We start from the raw sequence: 17143 nt of genomic DNA on the forward strand, positions 1-17143 counted from the left end.
TTTAAGACTTACCTAGCATGCGACTAAGCATGCCATCTTTGTCAACAAACTGGTGTTTAAGTGCTGCGGCAATGTGCAAGGCTAAAATCACCACAATGATTAGCACTGAACTGTGGTGTACAAAGCTGCCTGTATCAGCAAGCCAAGGTGTTTTCTCTGGTGCACTCAATAGCTCAAACTCAAAGAAGCTAATTGCACGACCGCCCGCATAGCTCATGATAAAGCCAGAAAGCGGCATAGCTAGAGTAGCAAGTAACAATAAGCCATGAGTGAGGTGAGCAACTGCTGTTTGCCATTTAGACATTGCAGATGTTGCAGGTAATGCACCTTCTTTAATACGCCAAATAAGGGTTGCGTAAAGTAATGTAAAGTAACTCAAAGAGTGTCAGCAATGAGTTTTAATAAAAAGGTTTCGCGCTGAATCGATAGGCCCTGCTTTTCACTCATTGCCATGGTGGTTTCGTTATGCGCGATGGCATCAAAAATATTCACCCACTTAGGGTGCATGCCATTTTGCACTTCGTAATGCTCCATTTTGGGGTCTGTAAATTCATCGCTAATTTCACAGTAGTAGCAATAGGATTTGATATGAACACAATCAAAGTCGTCTTTATACCAAGTCCTAACTTCTTCGTATAACCCTAGTGGCTGCTTTATTTGAATTTGTTGTGCGCCTGTTTCTTCATGTAACTCTCGTAGAAGTCCTTGCTCAATGCTTTCGCCTTCATCAACGCCACCACCAGGTAGGCTGTAGTCATCATAACGGGCGGTGTATAAAAGTAGTATTTGTTCACCTTTTAAAACAATGGCGCGGGCAGTGTGACGAATGAACACCGTTCCATAGTCATTACTTAAACTTGGGTGAATTACTTTTCTTAATAACTTCATAGGATTACAACTTTAAATTAATGCAAGTACAGCTTGGCTTAATATTAAACGTGCCATAATAACCTTTTTTTCGCATTTAATTCATTATGCTTACCCCAAATTGAAACTAATAAGGTAATATAACTGGAATTAAGAACTATTTAGGTATTTAGCGCATATAGTTTCATTTCATTATAACTATGCGTAAAATGACAAAAAAAGCTTAGGGAATGAATATGTTAAACGTACTTTTGGTTGATGATGACAGTGAGTTTAGTGATGTAGTTTGTCACATAGTTGAGTTCCTCGGGCACAATATAAATACCGCAGCGAACCTTGCTGAAGCGGAGCAATGGTTTGAAAACAATACGTTTGACCATGTTTTTTTAGATTTCATGTTGCCTGATGGCAGCGGTCTACATTTACTTGAACACTTAAAAGTAATCGGTCAATCGCCTCGTGTTACGTTAATTTCAGGTCACCCTTCAGTAAAAGGTAAGTTGGCTGAAATGTGTGAACCAAATGTAGGCCACCTAGTTAAGCCACTGCAACGTGAAGACATTGAGCGTGTACTTAACCCTAAAAAAGCAGCCCCTAAGAAAAAAGCAACGCCAGCAATAAAGCGCCACTTCGGCACTCTAATTGGTGAATCAGAGGTGATGCAAAAGCTTTACACTATGATTGAACGCGTCGCAGCAACTTCTGCCAATGTAATGTTAATGGGTGAAAGTGGTGCTGGTAAAGAAGTGGTTGCTCAGGCGATTCATAATGCGACTGAGTGTGATGGTCCGTTAGTGGCAACCAACTGTGGTGCATTTTCAAAAGAGCTGATTGGTAGCGAGCTTTTTGGTCATGAAAAGGGCGCATTTACAGGGGCGATTGCTCGTAAAGAGGGGGTGTTTGAGCAAGCTGCTGGTGGTACTTTATTTTTAGATGAAGTGACCGAAATGCCAATTGATATGCAGCCAAGTTTACTGCGCGTGCTTGAAAGCAAAAAAGTAACCCGAGTGGGTGGCACAAAAGAGCAAGCAGTTAATTGCCGTGTTATCTCTGCAACCAACCGCACCTTGACCGATCTTGCGCAAAACAATGTTATCCGTGAAGATATTTACTTTCGTTTAGCGGTATTCCCAATTGATATTCCACCGCTTCGTGAGCGAAAAGAAGATATTCCACTGCTTGCAAGCGCCTTTTTAGAGCAACTTAATGAAGAAAACGGCACTGACTTTAAATGGCAAGCGGCGCAAATCAAAGAGCTTGAAGCCCATGATTGGCCAGGGAACGTACGTGAACTTCGTCACGCTATTCACCGCGCCTTTATTATGAGTGACCCTAAAGGCACTGCTATTACCTTACCTGAATCACTAGAGTCGCCATTTTCTAAAGTGAATAAAGAGAGCCAAGCAAACCAAGTTGTTGCAGGGCAAACCATTGAAGAAGTTGAAAAAGAATTGATCCACGCTACTTTAGATAAAGTACAAGGTAATAAGACGATTGCAGCACAAATGCTGGGGATCAGTACGAAAACACTTTATAACCGTTTAAATGCTTATGGAGGCATTGGCGAATACAAATAAAAGGATAGCTATGAATAATAACGAGTCTTTACGAAAAATGGTGCACGATGCCCGTGCGCCGCTGAACCGTATTTCAATGAATGCAGAGTTAGTTAAGCTCGTATTAGAAAATGATATGCCAAAACAAAAAGCACTAGAGGCATTAAATAAAATAATATCTAATTGTCAGCAGTGTAGTGAGCAATTACAGGAAATAAGCGACACTCACGCAGCTGATTAAGCACTTAAAAACTGGGAAGCAAATGCAAAAACAAAAAGGAAAAATAGCAGTCAGTTGGGCTGGCTTTATTGCCGTGGTTCTGTGTATCGTGGTGGCTAATGCGTTTTTAGCCCTTAATAGCATTCGCTCACTCACAGAAACACAAAGTAGTCTTGATAACACCAACTCGCTTAACACAGCGATTGAGCGTTTGCATTTATCTGTAGTGCAAGCTGAGTCAGGTCAGCGTGGTTATCTACTTACTGACCGAGAAGATTATTTACTGCCTTACAATGATGCAATCGCTTCAATGCAGGCGCAGATCATGCTTGTGAAAAGTTTGCATTCTGAAATTGAAGGTCAAGCAGACCGCATTGCTCGTTTAATATATTTAGTAAACGACAAAGTGGCAGTGATGACTAAAACCACCGATCTGGCCCTTGCAAATAAAGACGTTAAAGCTCGCCGCTTGTTATTAACTGACCAAGGTCGCGATTTATATAAAGATATCCGCGCTGCAGTTGATGAAATTCAAATGCGTGAACTGAACTTTAAAATAGAGCAGTTTGCAAAGCTTTCTGAGATTAGAAATGAAGCTAAGCTAACATTTGCGATTACGGCTGTGACCAGTACCTTATTGATTATAGGTATGTTTGTATTAACTCGTATTAACCAACGTAACCAAGCTAAATATAGAGCTGAACTTGAAAGCCAAAATGAGAATCTAGCGGCAAAAGTCGCAGAGCGCACCCAAGAGCTAACCATATATTCAGACGAGTTAAGCCGCTCTAACAGAGAGTTAGAAGACTTTGCTTTTGTTGCAAGCCATGATTTACAAGAGCCACTACGTAAGATTCAAGCTTTTAGTGACCGCCTCGAAAAGATGTTTAAAGATGAGCTTGGTGAAAAAGGCGTCGATTATATTAGCCGCATGAAAAGTGCTGCTCAGCGTATGTCTAATTTGATTAATGACCTACTCGAATTCTCACGTGTAACCACCCGTGGTAAAGACTTTATTGATACTGATTTAAATGAAGTTGTTGCAGAAGTTCTTGATGATCTTGAAATTGCGATAAAAGAATCTGAGACCACAGTGAATCTTGATACTTTACCGCATATTCAAGCCGATCCAAGCCAAATGCTGCAATTGTTCTTAAATATTCTTTCTAATGCTGTGAAGTTTAGGCGTGAGGATGTTGCGCCTGTGATTGATATTACATACCAGCGAACGTCAGAATTTAGCGAAACTCACAATAGCGATGTGGAGTGGGAAGTTATTACAATTTCAGATAACGGCATAGGTTTTTCTGAAGAGTACCTCGAAAAAATATTTGTTCCGTTCCAGCGGTTACATGGTCGTTCACAATATAAAGGCACAGGCATAGGATTATCGGTTTGTCGGCGTATTGTTGAACGTCATGGCGGAGAAATAACTGCAAGTAGTCGCGTTGGTGAGGGTGCAAGCTTCACTCTTAAATTACCCGTGGAAACATCGCTTTTCACATTACAAGGAGAGGCGTAATGCCACTTAATAAAGTTAAACCAATTACCATTTTAATGGCCGATGACGACGAAGATGATCGTTTATTAACCCAAGATGCATTGGCCGAAAGCCGTGTATTAAACGAGCTGTTTTTTGTTGAAGACGGTGTAGAACTGCTTGAATACCTTGAGCGTAAAGGCAAATTTAGTGAAAAAGAAAACTCGCCTCGTCCGGGCTTGATTCTACTTGATTTAAACATGCCGCGTATGGATGGCCGAGAAGCTTTACAAGTCATCAAAGCCAACCCTAACTTGAAGGGCATACCGGTTGTGATTTTAACCACATCAAAACAAGAAGAAGATATGGTTAAAGGCTACGACTTGGGCGCTGCATCATACATCACTAAACCGGTTACTTTTGAAGGTTTAGTTGAGTTAATGCAAACACTAGGGAAATACTGGGTAGAGTTTGTAGAGCTGCCAACATCACAAAACGATTAAGTCCAATTCGCATAAATACTTAATTAAGCAAATTGGAATAAGGAATAAGAATGTTAGACAAGGTAACCCGATTACTCTTAGTAGAAGACGACGAAGACGATTATATTCTTACTTGCGACTACCTAGACCAATTAGGTTCCCATACATTCGATGTTGAGTGGTTAAGTTGCCCTGAGCAGGCCATTAGTGTGCTTAGCGAAAACAAGCATGATATTTGTTTGTTAGATTATCGTTTAGGTGCCTCTGATGGTTTAGAAGTGCTAAAACGGGCCGTGGCGAATGGCTTTCGCGGCCCTATTATCATGCTAACCGGGCAATCAGATGAAGCCCTCGATTCTGCGGCGCTCGATGCCGGAGCTGTTGATTATCTCGTTAAAAATGAAATGAGCACCGGGCGTTTTGCTCGTGCTATACGTTACGCGTTAGCCCGCCGAGATGTTGAAGATGAGCGTGTTGAGCGTTTAAAAGCAGAAGCAGAAAACCGCTCTAAAGACCGCTTTCTGGCCCATTTAAGCCATGAGCTACGCACTCCTCTGTCTTCTATCTTGGGTTACACAGAGTTACTCATGCAAAGCGGTAAGAACCAGCATGCTCAAAATGAGTTGGGTGTGATTTACCGAAATGGCAAACACTTACTGAGTTTACTCAATGATGTGCTTGACCTATCAAAGATTGCTGCCGATAAACTGGAGCTCAATTGCAGTGATGTTAACTTAGATAGCCTAATGGCTGACGTTTATACCTTAATGCGCGTTTCTGCGCTTGATAAAGGCTTATCGCTTAAGTTTGAGTCGCAGCAAGCTCTGCCTTTAGTTATAAACACAGACGCTACTCGGTTACGCCAAATCCTAATTAACATCATCAACAATGCAATCAAGTTTACCAACCAAGGCGAGATCACAGTGCGAGCTTGGACTGCTTGGGTTAATGAACGAGAAATGCTGTTTTTTAGTATTAAAGATACAGGCCTTGGTATTCCAGCCGAAAAACAAGCATTGATCTTTAAGCCATTTGAACAAATTGCTGATGTAGAATCACGAGATGTCGGTGGAGCAGGGTTGGGGCTTGCTATTTGTTCAGAGTTACTTAGTCGTATGCAAGGTTCTATTGAACTTGAATCAACGCAAGGCGTGGGCTCTGAATTTACCCTTTCGATTTACCCTGGCAATATTCGAGATATTGAACGTCAAGTGCTGCGCTTTGATTCAAACCCCGATTGCCAGCAAAAACTAGCAACGTTAAAAACCACTGGGCGAGTGTTGGTGGTCGACGACCTAAAAGATTTACGTAATCTCGTTGGCCATATGATCACCAGCACTGGCGCAGAAGTGGATTATGCCGAGCACGGTAAACAAGCAATTGAAAAAGTAGCCAGTGCCGAGCAAGCGGGTAAGCCTTTTGATATTGTATTTATTGATTTGCATATGCCGGTTATGGGCGGCAAAGAAGCCACTATTGAGCTTCGTAAAATGGGTTATCAAGGACCAATCATCGCGCTTACAGCTGCCACCATGAAAGGGGTGAAAACTGAGTTAAGTGCGCTTGGCTTTAACGATATGATTGCAAAACCGGTTGATTCTGGGTTGCTTTACCAAGTGCTCAATCATTACATTTGCGAAGGCAATACAGAACCAGTAGTTGAGCAAGACGACAGCCCTGAAGTGACCTTACAGAGTACGCGCTATTTATTGGTTGAGGACGACGGTGATGCAGCGCAAATCACTCAATTATTGCTTGAAAGTTTAGGTGTTGAAACTGTTATAGCACCAAGTTGTGCTGCGTGTCTTGCGACCCTGAGTGACGATCAAAACTTTGCTAAAGTGTTACTCGATATGCATTTGCCTGATGGCGAAGGGCTTGATTTAGCCCATGAAATAAAACAGCGCCACCCTGACTTAAATCTAGTCATTGTTAGTGGCGCAGAGCCAGAGCCAGAAAAAATTGAACAACTTGAGATTGAACAAGTGTTATTAAAGCCGATTAACCTTGGCTTGTTATCTGAGCTGATTGGCGGCTAATTGAATGCCTTATTATAAGCTCTGGTTCAAATAGCGTTTGTAGTGGTGGGGTTTGTTTTTGATAAACATGATTTAACACCCAATCTGCTGCCATGCGACCCATCTCATCTATTGGGTAATTAACGGTGCTCAATTGTGGGTAAACGTGACGGGTGAAAAATACGTTATCGTAACCCATAATCGACAATTGCTTAGGTAAAGTTAACCCTAAATCCCGCGCGCTAGCCATGGCGCCTACAGCCATTTCATCATTGGCACAGATGAGCGCTGTGAATGGATGCGTTTGTTGATGAAGTGCTTTTAAACCTTCGTAACCACTCGCTTCCATGAAGTCACCTTGGAATAATAGATTTTCATCAAACTCAAGATTAAACTCAGCAAGGGCCTGTTTATGTCCTTCTAGACGGTCTTTGGCATCTTGTTTCCAAAGCGGCCCGCTGATGTAGGCAATATTTTTATGACCTTGCTCTAACACATGCTTCGCCGCTAAATAGCCACCTTTAATGTTGTTTAGCAAAATACAGCGGTCACTGAGTTCGCTGATATAGCGGTTGATCAAAACAAATGGCGTACGGCCTTTACTGAGTTTTATAAGGTAGTCGTCGCTGACTGCTTCAACATGCAAAATAAGGCCATCGCAGTTACGGCTAATTAAAAATTCAATCCCTTGTTTTTCGCGTTCTTCATCACTGTGACCCGCAGCAATAATCAGATGTTTGCCTTGATTACGAAAGGTATTTTCAATGCCACTCATCATAGGCCCATAAAACGGACCTTGTAATTCAGAGACCAGTAGGCCAACACTGTTCGAGCAATTTGATGCTAATGACTGAGCAATTGAGTTAGGTCTATAGCCAAGCTCATCCATTGCGGCAGTGACCTTTTTACGAGTTGCATCACTGACATTTGCATTGTTGTTCATTACTCGTGAAACGGTTGCAAGAGAAACACCTGCAAGTTTCGACACCTCGTAAATGGTGGCCATATTATTCCTTTTTATACAAAATTATGGATGCTGCTTTAACGATAAATCGGCACTGATCTGCTCAACTGTTTGGTTATCCAGAATATACCTTTTCATGATAAATGCGACAAGCATACTACCTATTGCTGGATAAAGGGTAAATGAAATTAAGATACCCGAAAGCGTGTTTTCACTGAGTTCGGTATTAGCTTCATAGCCATAAAATGCCAGTAACCAACCTGCAATGGCACCGCCAAGGGCAAGACCAAGCTTAATAAAAAAGACCACGCTTGCGTAGACTAGGCCTGTTAGCCTTTCACCGGTTTTCCATTGCCCGTAATCTATGGTGTCGGCCATTTTTGCCCACAGTAGCGGGGTTGCCATTTGCGTGAAGAAACACCATAAAAAGTACACCGCAAAGGCAAGTATCAGCTGTTCGCCCGGCAACCAAAATGCCACGCAACTAATTGCCGCAGAGATATATTGCAAACGAATATAGGCGGTTTTCTTATCAACACGTTTGCTGAGTGGGTTTGCACATGCGCAGCCCAAAATATTACCTATCATGCCGATGGTAACAAAGTAGGTGACTAGCTCTGCTTCACCAAGCACATATTTTACATAGTAAATGGCAAGGGTGGTGCGCAGTACCATACTGGTTAACAGCATAAATGCGGCAAAGCACAATACTTTAAATGGGCCATTTTGCCATAGCGTATTCATGCGGGTTTTCCAGCTCAACGATGAGCTGTTATGAGCTGCTACGCGCTCTTTGGTAAAGCGAAAACAAATTAGAAATAAGATCACACCTAAGCCGCTCATCAGGGCCATAGTGAGTTGGTAGCCCGTAGCGTTATTACCTTTGCCAAGCCAGTTTACCAAAGGCAAAGTACAGGCACTGACAATTAAGCCGCCCAGCATACCAAACACAAAGCGATAAGATTGAATGGATACTCGCTCTTTCGGGTCGCCACTTAATACCCCACCTAAGGCTGAGTAAGGAATATTAATCGCGGTGTAAACCAGCATTAGCAAAGTGTAAGTGACAAACGCGTAAATGACTTTGCCTGACTCAGGCAGGTCTGGCGTGGTGAAGGTGATCATGCTGATCACCCCAAATGGTAAAGCAAGCCAGAGTAAGTAGGGACGATAGCTTCCCCACTTAGTGCGGGTTGAATCAGTTAAAGCTCCCATTAATGGGTCGGTAATTGCATCAACGACTCTCACCACCAAAAACAAGGTGCCAACAATCGCGGGTGAAATACCAAAGATATCAGTATAGAAAAAAGTTAAAAATAACATCACCGTTTGAAAGATGATATTACTTGCTGTGTCGCCTAATCCGTAGGCTATTTTTTCTCTTTTTGTCAGCATGTGTGTTCTCGATTGTTGTTATTTTTATCGCTGTTTGAGTAGCGCGCGATATTGTTTTGCGCTTTCTTTTAAAATGCGTTGTTGGCTTTGATAATCAATATAAACTAACCCAAAGCGCTTTTCGTAGCCATACGCCCATTCAAAGTTGTCCATTAAGCTCCACGCAAAGTAGCCTTGAATATCAACGCCTTGGCGAATTGCATCACACACTGCATTTAAATGAGTATGATAATAATCTACCCGCTCGATGTCGTTCACTTCACCGTTTTCTAGTGTGTCGGCCATGGCTGCGCCATTTTCGGTAATATACATTTTTGGCAAATCATATTGCTGATGAAGTGATACCAAAAGTTCAGTTAAACCTTGTGGGTAAACTTCCCAGCCCATATCGGTAACACGAACATCTGTAAGGTTTGCTTCTTCAAACCAGTTATCAGCGGTATTTCTGTAGTGTATGCGGGTATAGTAGTTAACGCCAATAAAGTCGACAGCTTGGCTAATAATCGCCATATCGCCAGCAATAATAGTTGGCTTAACTGCATCAGCTAAATCATCCAGTAAAGATGGGTAAGCACCTTCTAAAACCGCTTTGATATACCATTGATTATGGTATTGATCAGCAAGCTCAGCGGCTTTTTTATCATCGGCGGTTAAAGGGTAGGTCGGGCTGAAGTTTAATACGATACCCGCTTCTGTATCCGGGCAGTTTTTACGTAATACTTGCATTGCAAGACCGTGGGCAAGCAGTAAGTGGTGCGCAGCTTGTCGGCCAGCTTGTTGCGATTTAATGCCAGGTGCATGTACACCCACTTCATAACCTAAGTAGGCACTACAAAATGGCTCGTTCAAGGTGGCGAATGAATCAACTAAGTGACCAAGGTGTTGAGTAACAAGTTCGGCATAGTCTTTAAATTTATAGGCTGTCTCGCGATTTAACCAACCGCCATTATCTTCAAGGTATTGGGGTAAATCCCAGTGATATAAGGTGACGTAGGTCTTAATATTACGTGCTTTTAACGCCGATAATAGCTGAACATAAAACGCCATACCTTGCTCGTTAACCGAGCCATCTTGTTGCATGACTCTCGGCCACGAAATAGATAAGCGGTAAGCATCGACAGCCAAATCTGCAATCATCTCGATATCTTGCTGCCAGCGTGCAACATGATCACAAGCTACATCGCCATGGCTGTTATCTGCAATGGTGCCAGGCTTTTCGCAAAATGTATCCCAAATACAATCGAGGCGCTTATCGCGTGCCCCTTCAATCTGAAATGAGGCTGTTGCCACCCCAAAAGTGAATTCGGGCTTGAGCAAAGCCGAATCTGGTAACAGTGAGATTGATTTATACACAGTTAATACTCGTCCTTTGGGTTAGTGTAAGGCTTGAATATTTAGAGCTTTGACTCGGCTGTAAGCGCTTACATTTTTTCTGCAAATAAATTGCTAAATATGATTTATATGCTATAAATGTAAGCGCTTACATTTAATGTTGCAACATTTTTCGCTATTTGTTGTTAGTGATTAAGTACCAGAGTTTGCTGTAACAAACTGATAAATATAATTAACTAGAGAAGAAAATTATGGCTCATGTATCAACTCCTGTTTCGGCTGCAGCAGGCCAAGCAGATATGCCAAAGCAGCATTTTGCGCTGGCATCATTGACCACATTATTTTTTATGTGGGGATTCATCACTTGTCTTAATGACATATTAATCCCTTACTTAAAAGGCATGTTTTCACTTAACTATACGCAGGCTATGCTCATACAGTTTTGCTTCTTTGGTGCGTATTTTGTGATGTCGATTCCGGCAGGCAAGTTGGTCAGTCGTATTGGTTACCAGTTTGGTATTGTTGTCGGCTTAGTGGTTGCAGCCATTGGTTGTGCGCTGTTTTACCCAGCTGCGGTTGCTCATGTGTATGAGTTATTCTTACTGGCCTTGTTTGTACTGGCCTCGGGCATCACTATTTTACAAGTATCTGCCAACCCTTATGTAAGTGTTCTTGGTCCACAAAAAACAGCGTCTTCGCGTTTGACTATGACACAAGCGTTTAATTCTTTAGGAACAACAGTCGCGCCAATTTTTGGTGGTTGGTTAATTCTATCTGAAATTAGCCAAGCAACGGCAGAAGAAGTGAAACTCCCTTATTTAATGTTATCGTTAAGCTTATTGGTACTTGCGGTTATCTTTGCATTTTTAAAACTGCCAAAACTAGGTAAAGAAAGTGATAGCGAAGCGGCACATCAAGACTTAGAAGACTTTGTTGATTTAGGCAGTGTTTGGCGTTACCGCCACCTTATTTTAGGTGCTGTAGGTATCTTTGTGTATGTAGGCGCAGAGGTAGCGATTGGCAGCTTCTTAGTAGGCTTTTTGACCCTAGATAACATTGCTGGTTTACCTGAAAATGAAGCAGCGCATTATATTAGCTACTATTTTGCAGGTGCTATGGTTGGCCGTTTCATTGGTGCTGCTGTAATGCAAAAGTTTAATGCCGGTAAGGTACTGGCGTGCCACGGCTTATTAGCAGTACTGCTGGTTGTTATTGCCATGACAGGTGAGGGAAGCCTTGCTATGTGGGCAATTTTACTTGTGGGGTTATGTAACTCTATTATGTTCCCAACCATTTTCAGCCTTGCTCTACATGGCCTTGGTAAGTATACATCAAAAGGCTCAGGCATTTTATGTTTAGCGATTGTAGGTGGTGCGATTATTCCATTACTACAAGGTGTGTTAGCAGATTCTATTGGCGTGCAAATGGCGTTGTTTTTACCTATCGCATGTTATTTATACATTACTTACTTTGCGCTGGTTGGCTCAAAAGTATCGACTCAGACTCAGTAATCTTCATAGGTGTAAAAATGAAATTGAAAAAAACATTCACACTCTTCTCGTTAATGATGGCAGGCGCCAGCATGACAGCTTGCTCTGGGCAAGATAAGGTGGCAAACGTGAGCGCTGAGCAAGAAATTTGGCCAAACATCGAAACGGGCATTGCTGCAAATCCAGAAATGGAAGCAAAAATTGCGAAAATGCTGGCAAATATGACCCTTGAGCAAAAAATTGCGCAAATGATCCAGCCAGAAATTCGCGATATTACCGTTGAAGATATGCGCAAATACGGCTTTGGTTCTTACCTTAATGGCGGTGGTGCATTCCCAAATAATGATAAACATGCCAGTGCCGCAGATTGGATTGATCTTGCTGAAAAAATGTATCAAGCCTCAATTGATGACTCGCTTGATGGCAGCTCAATTCCGACTATGTGGGGCACCGATGCCGTGCATGGTCACAATAATGTTATTGGTGCGACACTATTCCCTCATAACATTGGTTTAGGTGCAACAAACAACCCTGAGTTAATCGAAAAAATTGCCGCCGCTACTGCGCAAGAAGTGATGGTAACAGGCATCGATTGGGTATTCGCGCCTACGGTTGCGGTTGTTCGTGACGACCGTTGGGGCCGTACTTATGAAGGTTATTCTGAAGATCCTGAAATTGTGAAAGCATATTCAGCAGCCATTGTTAAAGGGTTGCAAGGTGCGGTTGATGACGACTTTTTATCAGATAAGCGCGTGATCAGTACCGTTAAACACTTTTTAGGTGATGGCGGTACCGAAGGCGGTGATGACCAAGGTAATAACACAGCATCTGAGCAAGAGTTATTTGATATTCATGCGCAAGGGTATGTGGGCGGCTTAGGTGCTGGCGCACAAACTGTAATGGCGTCATTTAATAGCTGGAATGGTGAAAAAATTCACGGTAGCAAATACCTACTTACTGACGTACTAAAAGGCAAAATGGGCTTTGATGGTTTTGTAGTTGGTGATTGGAACGGTCACGGCCAAATTCCAGGTTGTACTAATGGCAACTGTGCACAAGCAGCAAATGCCGGTCTTGATGTGTACATGGTGCCAACAGATGCATGGAAACCTCTTTACGAAAACCTTATCAAACAAGTTAAAAGTGGCGAAATTGCGCAAAGTCGCATCGATGATGCTGTAACACGTATTTTACGTGTGAAAATGCGCGCAGGTTTGTTTGATAAGCCAAGCCCTGCTAAGCGTCCGCTTTCAGGTAAAACAGAGATCATTGGCAGTGCGGAGCATCGCGCAGTTGCAAAGCAGGCAGTGCGTGAATCACTGGTTCTTCTGAAAAATAAACAACAATTGTTACCGCTCGCACCAAGCTCAAACGTATTAGTTGCCGGTCAGGGCGCTGATAACATTGGTATGCAGTCAGGTGGTTGGACAATCACATGGCAGGGTACAGGTAACGAGAATAGCGACTTCCCGGGTGGTTCTTCAATTTTTGATGGCATCAAAAATACGGTTGAGCAAGCCGGTGGTCAGGTTCAATACAATATAAATGGCGAATTTGAAGCTAAGCCAGATGTTGCGATTGTTGTATTTGGTGAGCAACCGTATGCAGAAGGGAATGGTGATTTAGATAATCTTGAATACCAACGCGGTAATAAAACTGATTTAGCCTTACTTAAAAAGCTAAAAGATGCCGGTATTCCTGTGGTGTCGCTATTTATTAGTGGCCGCCCAATGTGGGTGAATGCAGAGCTCAATGCCAGTGATGCCTTTGTCGCAACTTGGTTACCAGGTAGTGAAGGTGATGCAATCAGCGATGTTATCTTTAAAGAGCAAGATGGTTCTATCAATCATGACTTTAAAGGTAAGTTATCGTTCTCATGGCCAAACAACCCTGTAGGTAACCAAAACCGTGGCGATAAAGATTACGCGCCACTGCTGCCTTATGGCTTTGGTTTAACTTACCAAGATAAAAACACATTAGCAGATGACTTAAGCGAAAAATCACAAGTCGCCGCTAAATTAGAAGACTTAGTACTATTTGAGCGCGCCGTAAAAGCGCCATGGTCACTGCAACTACAAAGTGGTTCTGAGCTCCAAGCCATGACTAGTAGTCGTGCAGCACTTAACGCTGTTAGCGTAAAAACCTTTGATAAAGATGTACAAGAAGATGCGCGCGCAATCAGCTTTAACGGTAAAGAAGCGGCTGCGGTTCGTTTAATGGCTGCGTTCCCGTCGGATCTTCGTTCATACGTTGAAAAAGCGGGGCAGTTAGAAATGCAAATTAAGGTAGACCAAGCTGCTGATGCGCCGCTGATGCTGGGTATGCAATGTGGTGAAAACTGTGACGGTCAATTTGATATTAGCAAACAGGTTAAAGCAGCAAGTGATTGGCAAACCCTGACAATCGATTTGAGCTGCTTTGCTGAGCAAGGTGTGCAACTTGGACAAGTGTTCTCACCTTGGCAGCTAGCCACTGAAGGTGCATGGCAGGTATCGATTGCTAAATTGAATGTGACAACCTCGAAGAAAAACGATACTGCTATTTCTTGCAACTAACTTTTTTCTCCCTTAATGTTCCTCATGGCTAACAGTTGGTGTCGCATCTGTTAGCCTTTTTTATGTAAAGCCATTATTTGGTATAAATTACTTAACGGAGGAATAATGCATAAGGTTAGATTTGCAGATAAAACGTTTTTACCTAGTAAAATCATTTGTGTTGGCCGCAATTATGCAGCGCATATTGCAGAGCTTAACAACGAAACGCCTACAAATATGGTGCTGTTTGCAAAACCAAATAGTGCGATCACCGATTCCCTCAATAGTGAACACTTAGGTGAGACTTTACATTACGAAACAGAGCTTTGTTTTTTAGTTAAAAATAAGCAACTGGCTGCGGTTGGGCTTGGGCTTGATTTAACCAAGCGAGACCTACAAAGCACGCTTAAAGAAAAAGGCCTCCCCTGGGAGCGCGCAAAAGCATTTAATGGTTCAGCGCTTTTTACTGAGTTTGTTGCTGTTAATTCCAACTTACATTATCAATTTAGTCTAAAGATTGATGATAAAGACACTCAACTAGGCGATACAAAGTTAATGCTGCATAACGCAGAGCAAATCTTAGCTGAAATCAGTGAATTTATGGACCTGGAAGATGGCGACATCATTATGACAGGCACGCCTGAAGGTGTAGGGAAGGTTGTCGCTAATTCAACCTTTGTGGTAACACTTATGGATGGTCAGCAGGCGTTGCTATCTCATCAGTGGCAGGCTCTTTAAGCGGTTCTATAATGTAGCGCTGATAATATGTTGAAAACTCAGGAAAGCTTTGTTCGAGCCAAACTCGTTGACTTTGCTGATATCTCTCGCTTGGCAATACCTTGTTTTTCAGCGCTTCATTAATTTCTGCTAGCACTTTTTCGGCATAATTATTAGGTGCGCTTGTCGAGCAGCCTATGGCACCAAAAACCACATTCTGGGCTGGGTTTACAATAGTAAGCTTTTGAATATTCTTTTGGTGTTGTTGGTTGTAATAATCAGCTACAAATGGGTAATCAATTGTGTAATCAATGTAGCCATGCTCTAACTGTGATAGCAAAGCAAAATTTGGACTACTGCCATTACCACTTAGTGCTGCACTTTCGTAAAGCTTGGTATTTTTCGCTATCTTATCCAATTTACTGCCAAATTTACGTGCATCGTTTTGACCATAAATAAAGTTGGCATCTGTGAATAAAGAAATCAGTGATACAGGATTACCGTGTTTTTGCTTAATTTTTAGTATTTTTTCTTCGGTACTTAATACGCTAAACGGGGGGTACACTGTGGTTGGGATTGAGTAAGTAGCACGGTTGGTTTTTTTATCACGATGGATCATACATGCATAGCATGCCATTTGTCCGTCACTGAGATATTTACTGCCACGTTTTTGCGGCAACATCACTTTGCTGTGGTTAATGTCAGGTAATGCTTCAATCAACATATCGGTAATTTCATTGCATAGCCCACCATGGGGGTTAGCGTTACTTTTCTCGATATAGAAAGGCTTACCATCATTTTCAAGCCAGGTAATAGAGAGCTTGTCGGAGGCATGAGTAATGGGAGCAAGTAATACCCCTGCAACTACGCATACTACTTGTTTTATGTATTTACTCATTAACAACCTATATAGTGAAACACTATGAATAACTATACACTAAAGTATAGGTAAAGTTGTAGGTAGAGTATAAAAATGATGAATAAGTATTAATAAGCCTGTCAGGTAACAGGCTTATACTAATGCAAATAATTGCTTAGAAAGGCATAGGATAGCGGGTAAATACATCAGCGATTTTATCGTTAGCTTCATCGCTTAATTGCACCGAGAAAGCATCGATATTTTCTTTTAACTGCGCCATTGAGGTTGCACCTATAATCGTTGAGCTTACGCCATCCACTTGATCACACCAAGCCAATGCAAGTTGTGAAGGTGTTAAATTCAAGGCGTTAGCAATTTCAACATATTCAGCAATCGCAGCCCGTGATTGTGCTGTGTCTCTAAATAAGCCATTACGTTGCACTAGCGTCCAACGACTACCTTCAGGGCGGGCACCATTTAAGTACTTACCACTTAGCATGCCGCCACCTAGTGGTGACCAAGGTAGGTAAGCAATATCTTCATGAATACATTGTTCAATTAAATACGGCCAATCTTTGGCGTGCAATAAACTAAATTCGTTTTGAATCGATACCATGCGCGGAAGGTTATGCTGCTCACTTAAGCGTAAGTACTGGCTGATGCCCCAAGGTGTATCGTCTGATAAACCACAGTGCTTAATTTTACCAGCCTTGATACAGTCATTCAGACCTTCAAGAATATCTAACATGCCAGCGATATTTTGCTCAGTGTCAGCCTCAGAGAAGCACACTTTACCTGGCCATTGTTTACCAAAGTGCGGTGATGTACGGTTAGGCCAATGTAATTGGTATAAATCGATAACATCAGTTTGTAAGCGCTTAAGAGATGCATTAACGGCTTCAACCACTGCTTGGCGAGTAATATCGCCTGCATCGCGTACCCAAGGTAAGCCGTTACCCGCAATTTTAGTGGCAATGACAAGATCATCGCGTTTGTCTTTATTACGCGCTAACCAATTGCCGATGATCTCTTCTGTTTTACCGTAGGTGTCTGGAGAAGGTGGAACGGCATACATTTCGGCGGTATCAATAAAGTTAACGCCTTTATCTAATGCGTAGGCGATTTGTTCATCGGCATCGGCTTGGTTGTTTTGCATACCCCATGTCATGCTACCTAAGCAGACACGAGATACATCAATACCACTTCGACCAAGTGGGCTATAAAGCATA

General features: G+C 42.3%; 15 protein-coding genes. 8 read left to right on the plus strand and 7 right to left on the minus strand.

Annotated features, from left to right (window positions below; all coding sequences use genetic code 11):
* Position 1 precedes the first annotated feature (1 nt).
* Both ABMY41_RS14490 and ABMY41_RS14495 read right to left on the minus strand, forming a co-directional pair.
* Positions 2–379 (minus strand): cytochrome b/b6 domain-containing protein, encoded by a 378-nt coding sequence (locus tag ABMY41_RS14490; protein ID WP_349275186.1) that lies wholly within the window; start codon positions 377–379, stop codon positions 2–4.
* On the minus strand, positions 376–888 hold the full coding sequence (locus ABMY41_RS14495; RefSeq protein ID WP_287245576.1) for an NUDIX domain-containing protein: 513 nt from the start codon (positions 886–888) through the stop codon (positions 376–378). The genes ABMY41_RS14490 and ABMY41_RS14495 overlap by 4 nt, the downstream gene beginning before the upstream one ends.
* A 215-nt stretch (positions 889–1103) precedes the next feature.
* Between ABMY41_RS14495 and ABMY41_RS14500 the strand changes: the two genes are divergently transcribed.
* From ABMY41_RS14500 to ABMY41_RS14520, 5 genes are read left to right on the plus strand one after another with little or no spacing between them, the layout of a single operon-like run.
* Positions 1104–2444 (plus strand): sigma-54 dependent transcriptional regulator, encoded by a 1341-nt coding sequence (locus ABMY41_RS14500; RefSeq protein ID WP_349275188.1) that lies wholly within the window; start codon positions 1104–1106, stop codon positions 2442–2444.
* Positions 2445–2454: 10 nt separating this feature from the next.
* A complete protein-coding gene (locus tag ABMY41_RS14505; protein ID WP_349275189.1) occupies positions 2455–2664 on the plus strand; it encodes a histidine kinase dimerization/phospho-acceptor domain-containing protein in 210 nt (69 codons plus the stop codon).
* 22 nt (positions 2665–2686) lie between these two features.
* The gene (locus tag ABMY41_RS14510; protein WP_349275191.1) at positions 2687–4165 is read left to right on the plus strand and encodes an ATP-binding protein; all 1479 of its coding nucleotides are present in this window, start codon (positions 2687–2689) and stop codon (positions 4163–4165) included.
* The gene (locus ABMY41_RS14515; RefSeq protein ID WP_287242392.1) at positions 4165–4626 is read left to right on the plus strand and encodes a response regulator; all 462 of its coding nucleotides are present in this window, start codon (positions 4165–4167) and stop codon (positions 4624–4626) included. Before ABMY41_RS14510 ends, ABMY41_RS14515 begins: the two co-directional genes overlap by 1 nt.
* A gap of 50 nt (positions 4627–4676) precedes the next feature.
* The gene (locus tag ABMY41_RS14520) at positions 4677–6644 is read left to right on the plus strand and encodes a response regulator (RefSeq protein ID WP_289098247.1); all 1968 of its coding nucleotides are present in this window, start codon (positions 4677–4679) and stop codon (positions 6642–6644) included.
* Here the strand turns inward: ABMY41_RS14520 and ABMY41_RS14525 are convergent.
* The 3 genes from ABMY41_RS14525 to ABMY41_RS14535 are packed head-to-tail and all read right to left on the minus strand — an operon-like array spanning position 6607 to position 10335.
* Positions 6607–7629 carry a LacI family DNA-binding transcriptional regulator gene (locus ABMY41_RS14525; protein ID WP_251603846.1) on the minus strand — a complete coding sequence of 341 codons (1023 nt, stop codon included), beginning with the start codon at positions 7627–7629 and terminating at the stop codon, positions 6607–6609. The two genes, ABMY41_RS14520 and ABMY41_RS14525, sit on opposite strands and share 38 nt — an antisense overlap.
* Before the next feature lie 21 nt (positions 7630–7650).
* Positions 7651–8982, minus strand: a complete 1332-nt coding sequence (locus tag ABMY41_RS14530; protein ID WP_349275194.1) for a glycoside-pentoside-hexuronide (GPH):cation symporter — start codon at positions 8980–8982, stop codon at positions 7651–7653.
* Positions 8983–9006: 24 nt separating this feature from the next.
* Positions 9007–10335 (minus strand): GH1 family beta-glucosidase, encoded by a 1329-nt coding sequence (locus tag ABMY41_RS14535; protein WP_175083264.1) that lies wholly within the window; start codon positions 10333–10335, stop codon positions 9007–9009.
* A 278-nt stretch (positions 10336–10613) separates the two neighbouring features.
* Between ABMY41_RS14535 and ABMY41_RS14540 the strand changes: the two genes are divergently transcribed.
* From ABMY41_RS14540 to ABMY41_RS14550, 3 genes are all read left to right on the plus strand, one after another.
* A complete protein-coding gene (locus ABMY41_RS14540) occupies positions 10614–11825 on the plus strand; it encodes a sugar MFS transporter (RefSeq protein WP_349275214.1) in 1212 nt (403 codons plus the stop codon).
* A gap of 17 nt (positions 11826–11842) precedes the next feature.
* Positions 11843–14359, plus strand: coding sequence for a glycoside hydrolase family 3 N-terminal domain-containing protein (locus ABMY41_RS14545; protein WP_349275196.1), 2517 nt, complete (start codon positions 11843–11845; stop codon positions 14357–14359).
* 105 nt (positions 14360–14464) lie between these two features.
* Positions 14465–15076 carry a fumarylacetoacetate hydrolase family protein gene (locus tag ABMY41_RS14550; protein WP_287242754.1) on the plus strand — a complete coding sequence of 204 codons (612 nt, stop codon included), beginning with the start codon at positions 14465–14467 and terminating at the stop codon, positions 15074–15076.
* Here the strand turns inward: ABMY41_RS14550 and ABMY41_RS14555 are convergent.
* Positions 15027–15953, minus strand: a complete 927-nt coding sequence (locus ABMY41_RS14555) for an ABC transporter substrate-binding protein (RefSeq protein ID WP_287242753.1) — start codon at positions 15951–15953, stop codon at positions 15027–15029. The genes ABMY41_RS14550 and ABMY41_RS14555 overlap by 50 nt on opposite strands.
* A 136-nt stretch (positions 15954–16089) precedes the next feature.
* Positions 16090–17142, minus strand: a complete 1053-nt coding sequence (locus tag ABMY41_RS14560) for an aldo/keto reductase (protein WP_349275199.1) — start codon at positions 17140–17142, stop codon at positions 16090–16092.
* Position 17143 lies beyond the last annotated feature (1 nt).

This window comes from Pseudoalteromonas sp. BZA4, assembly GCF_040104395.1.
In the GTDB taxonomy this organism is placed as follows: domain Bacteria; phylum Pseudomonadota; class Gammaproteobacteria; order Enterobacterales; family Alteromonadaceae; genus Pseudoalteromonas.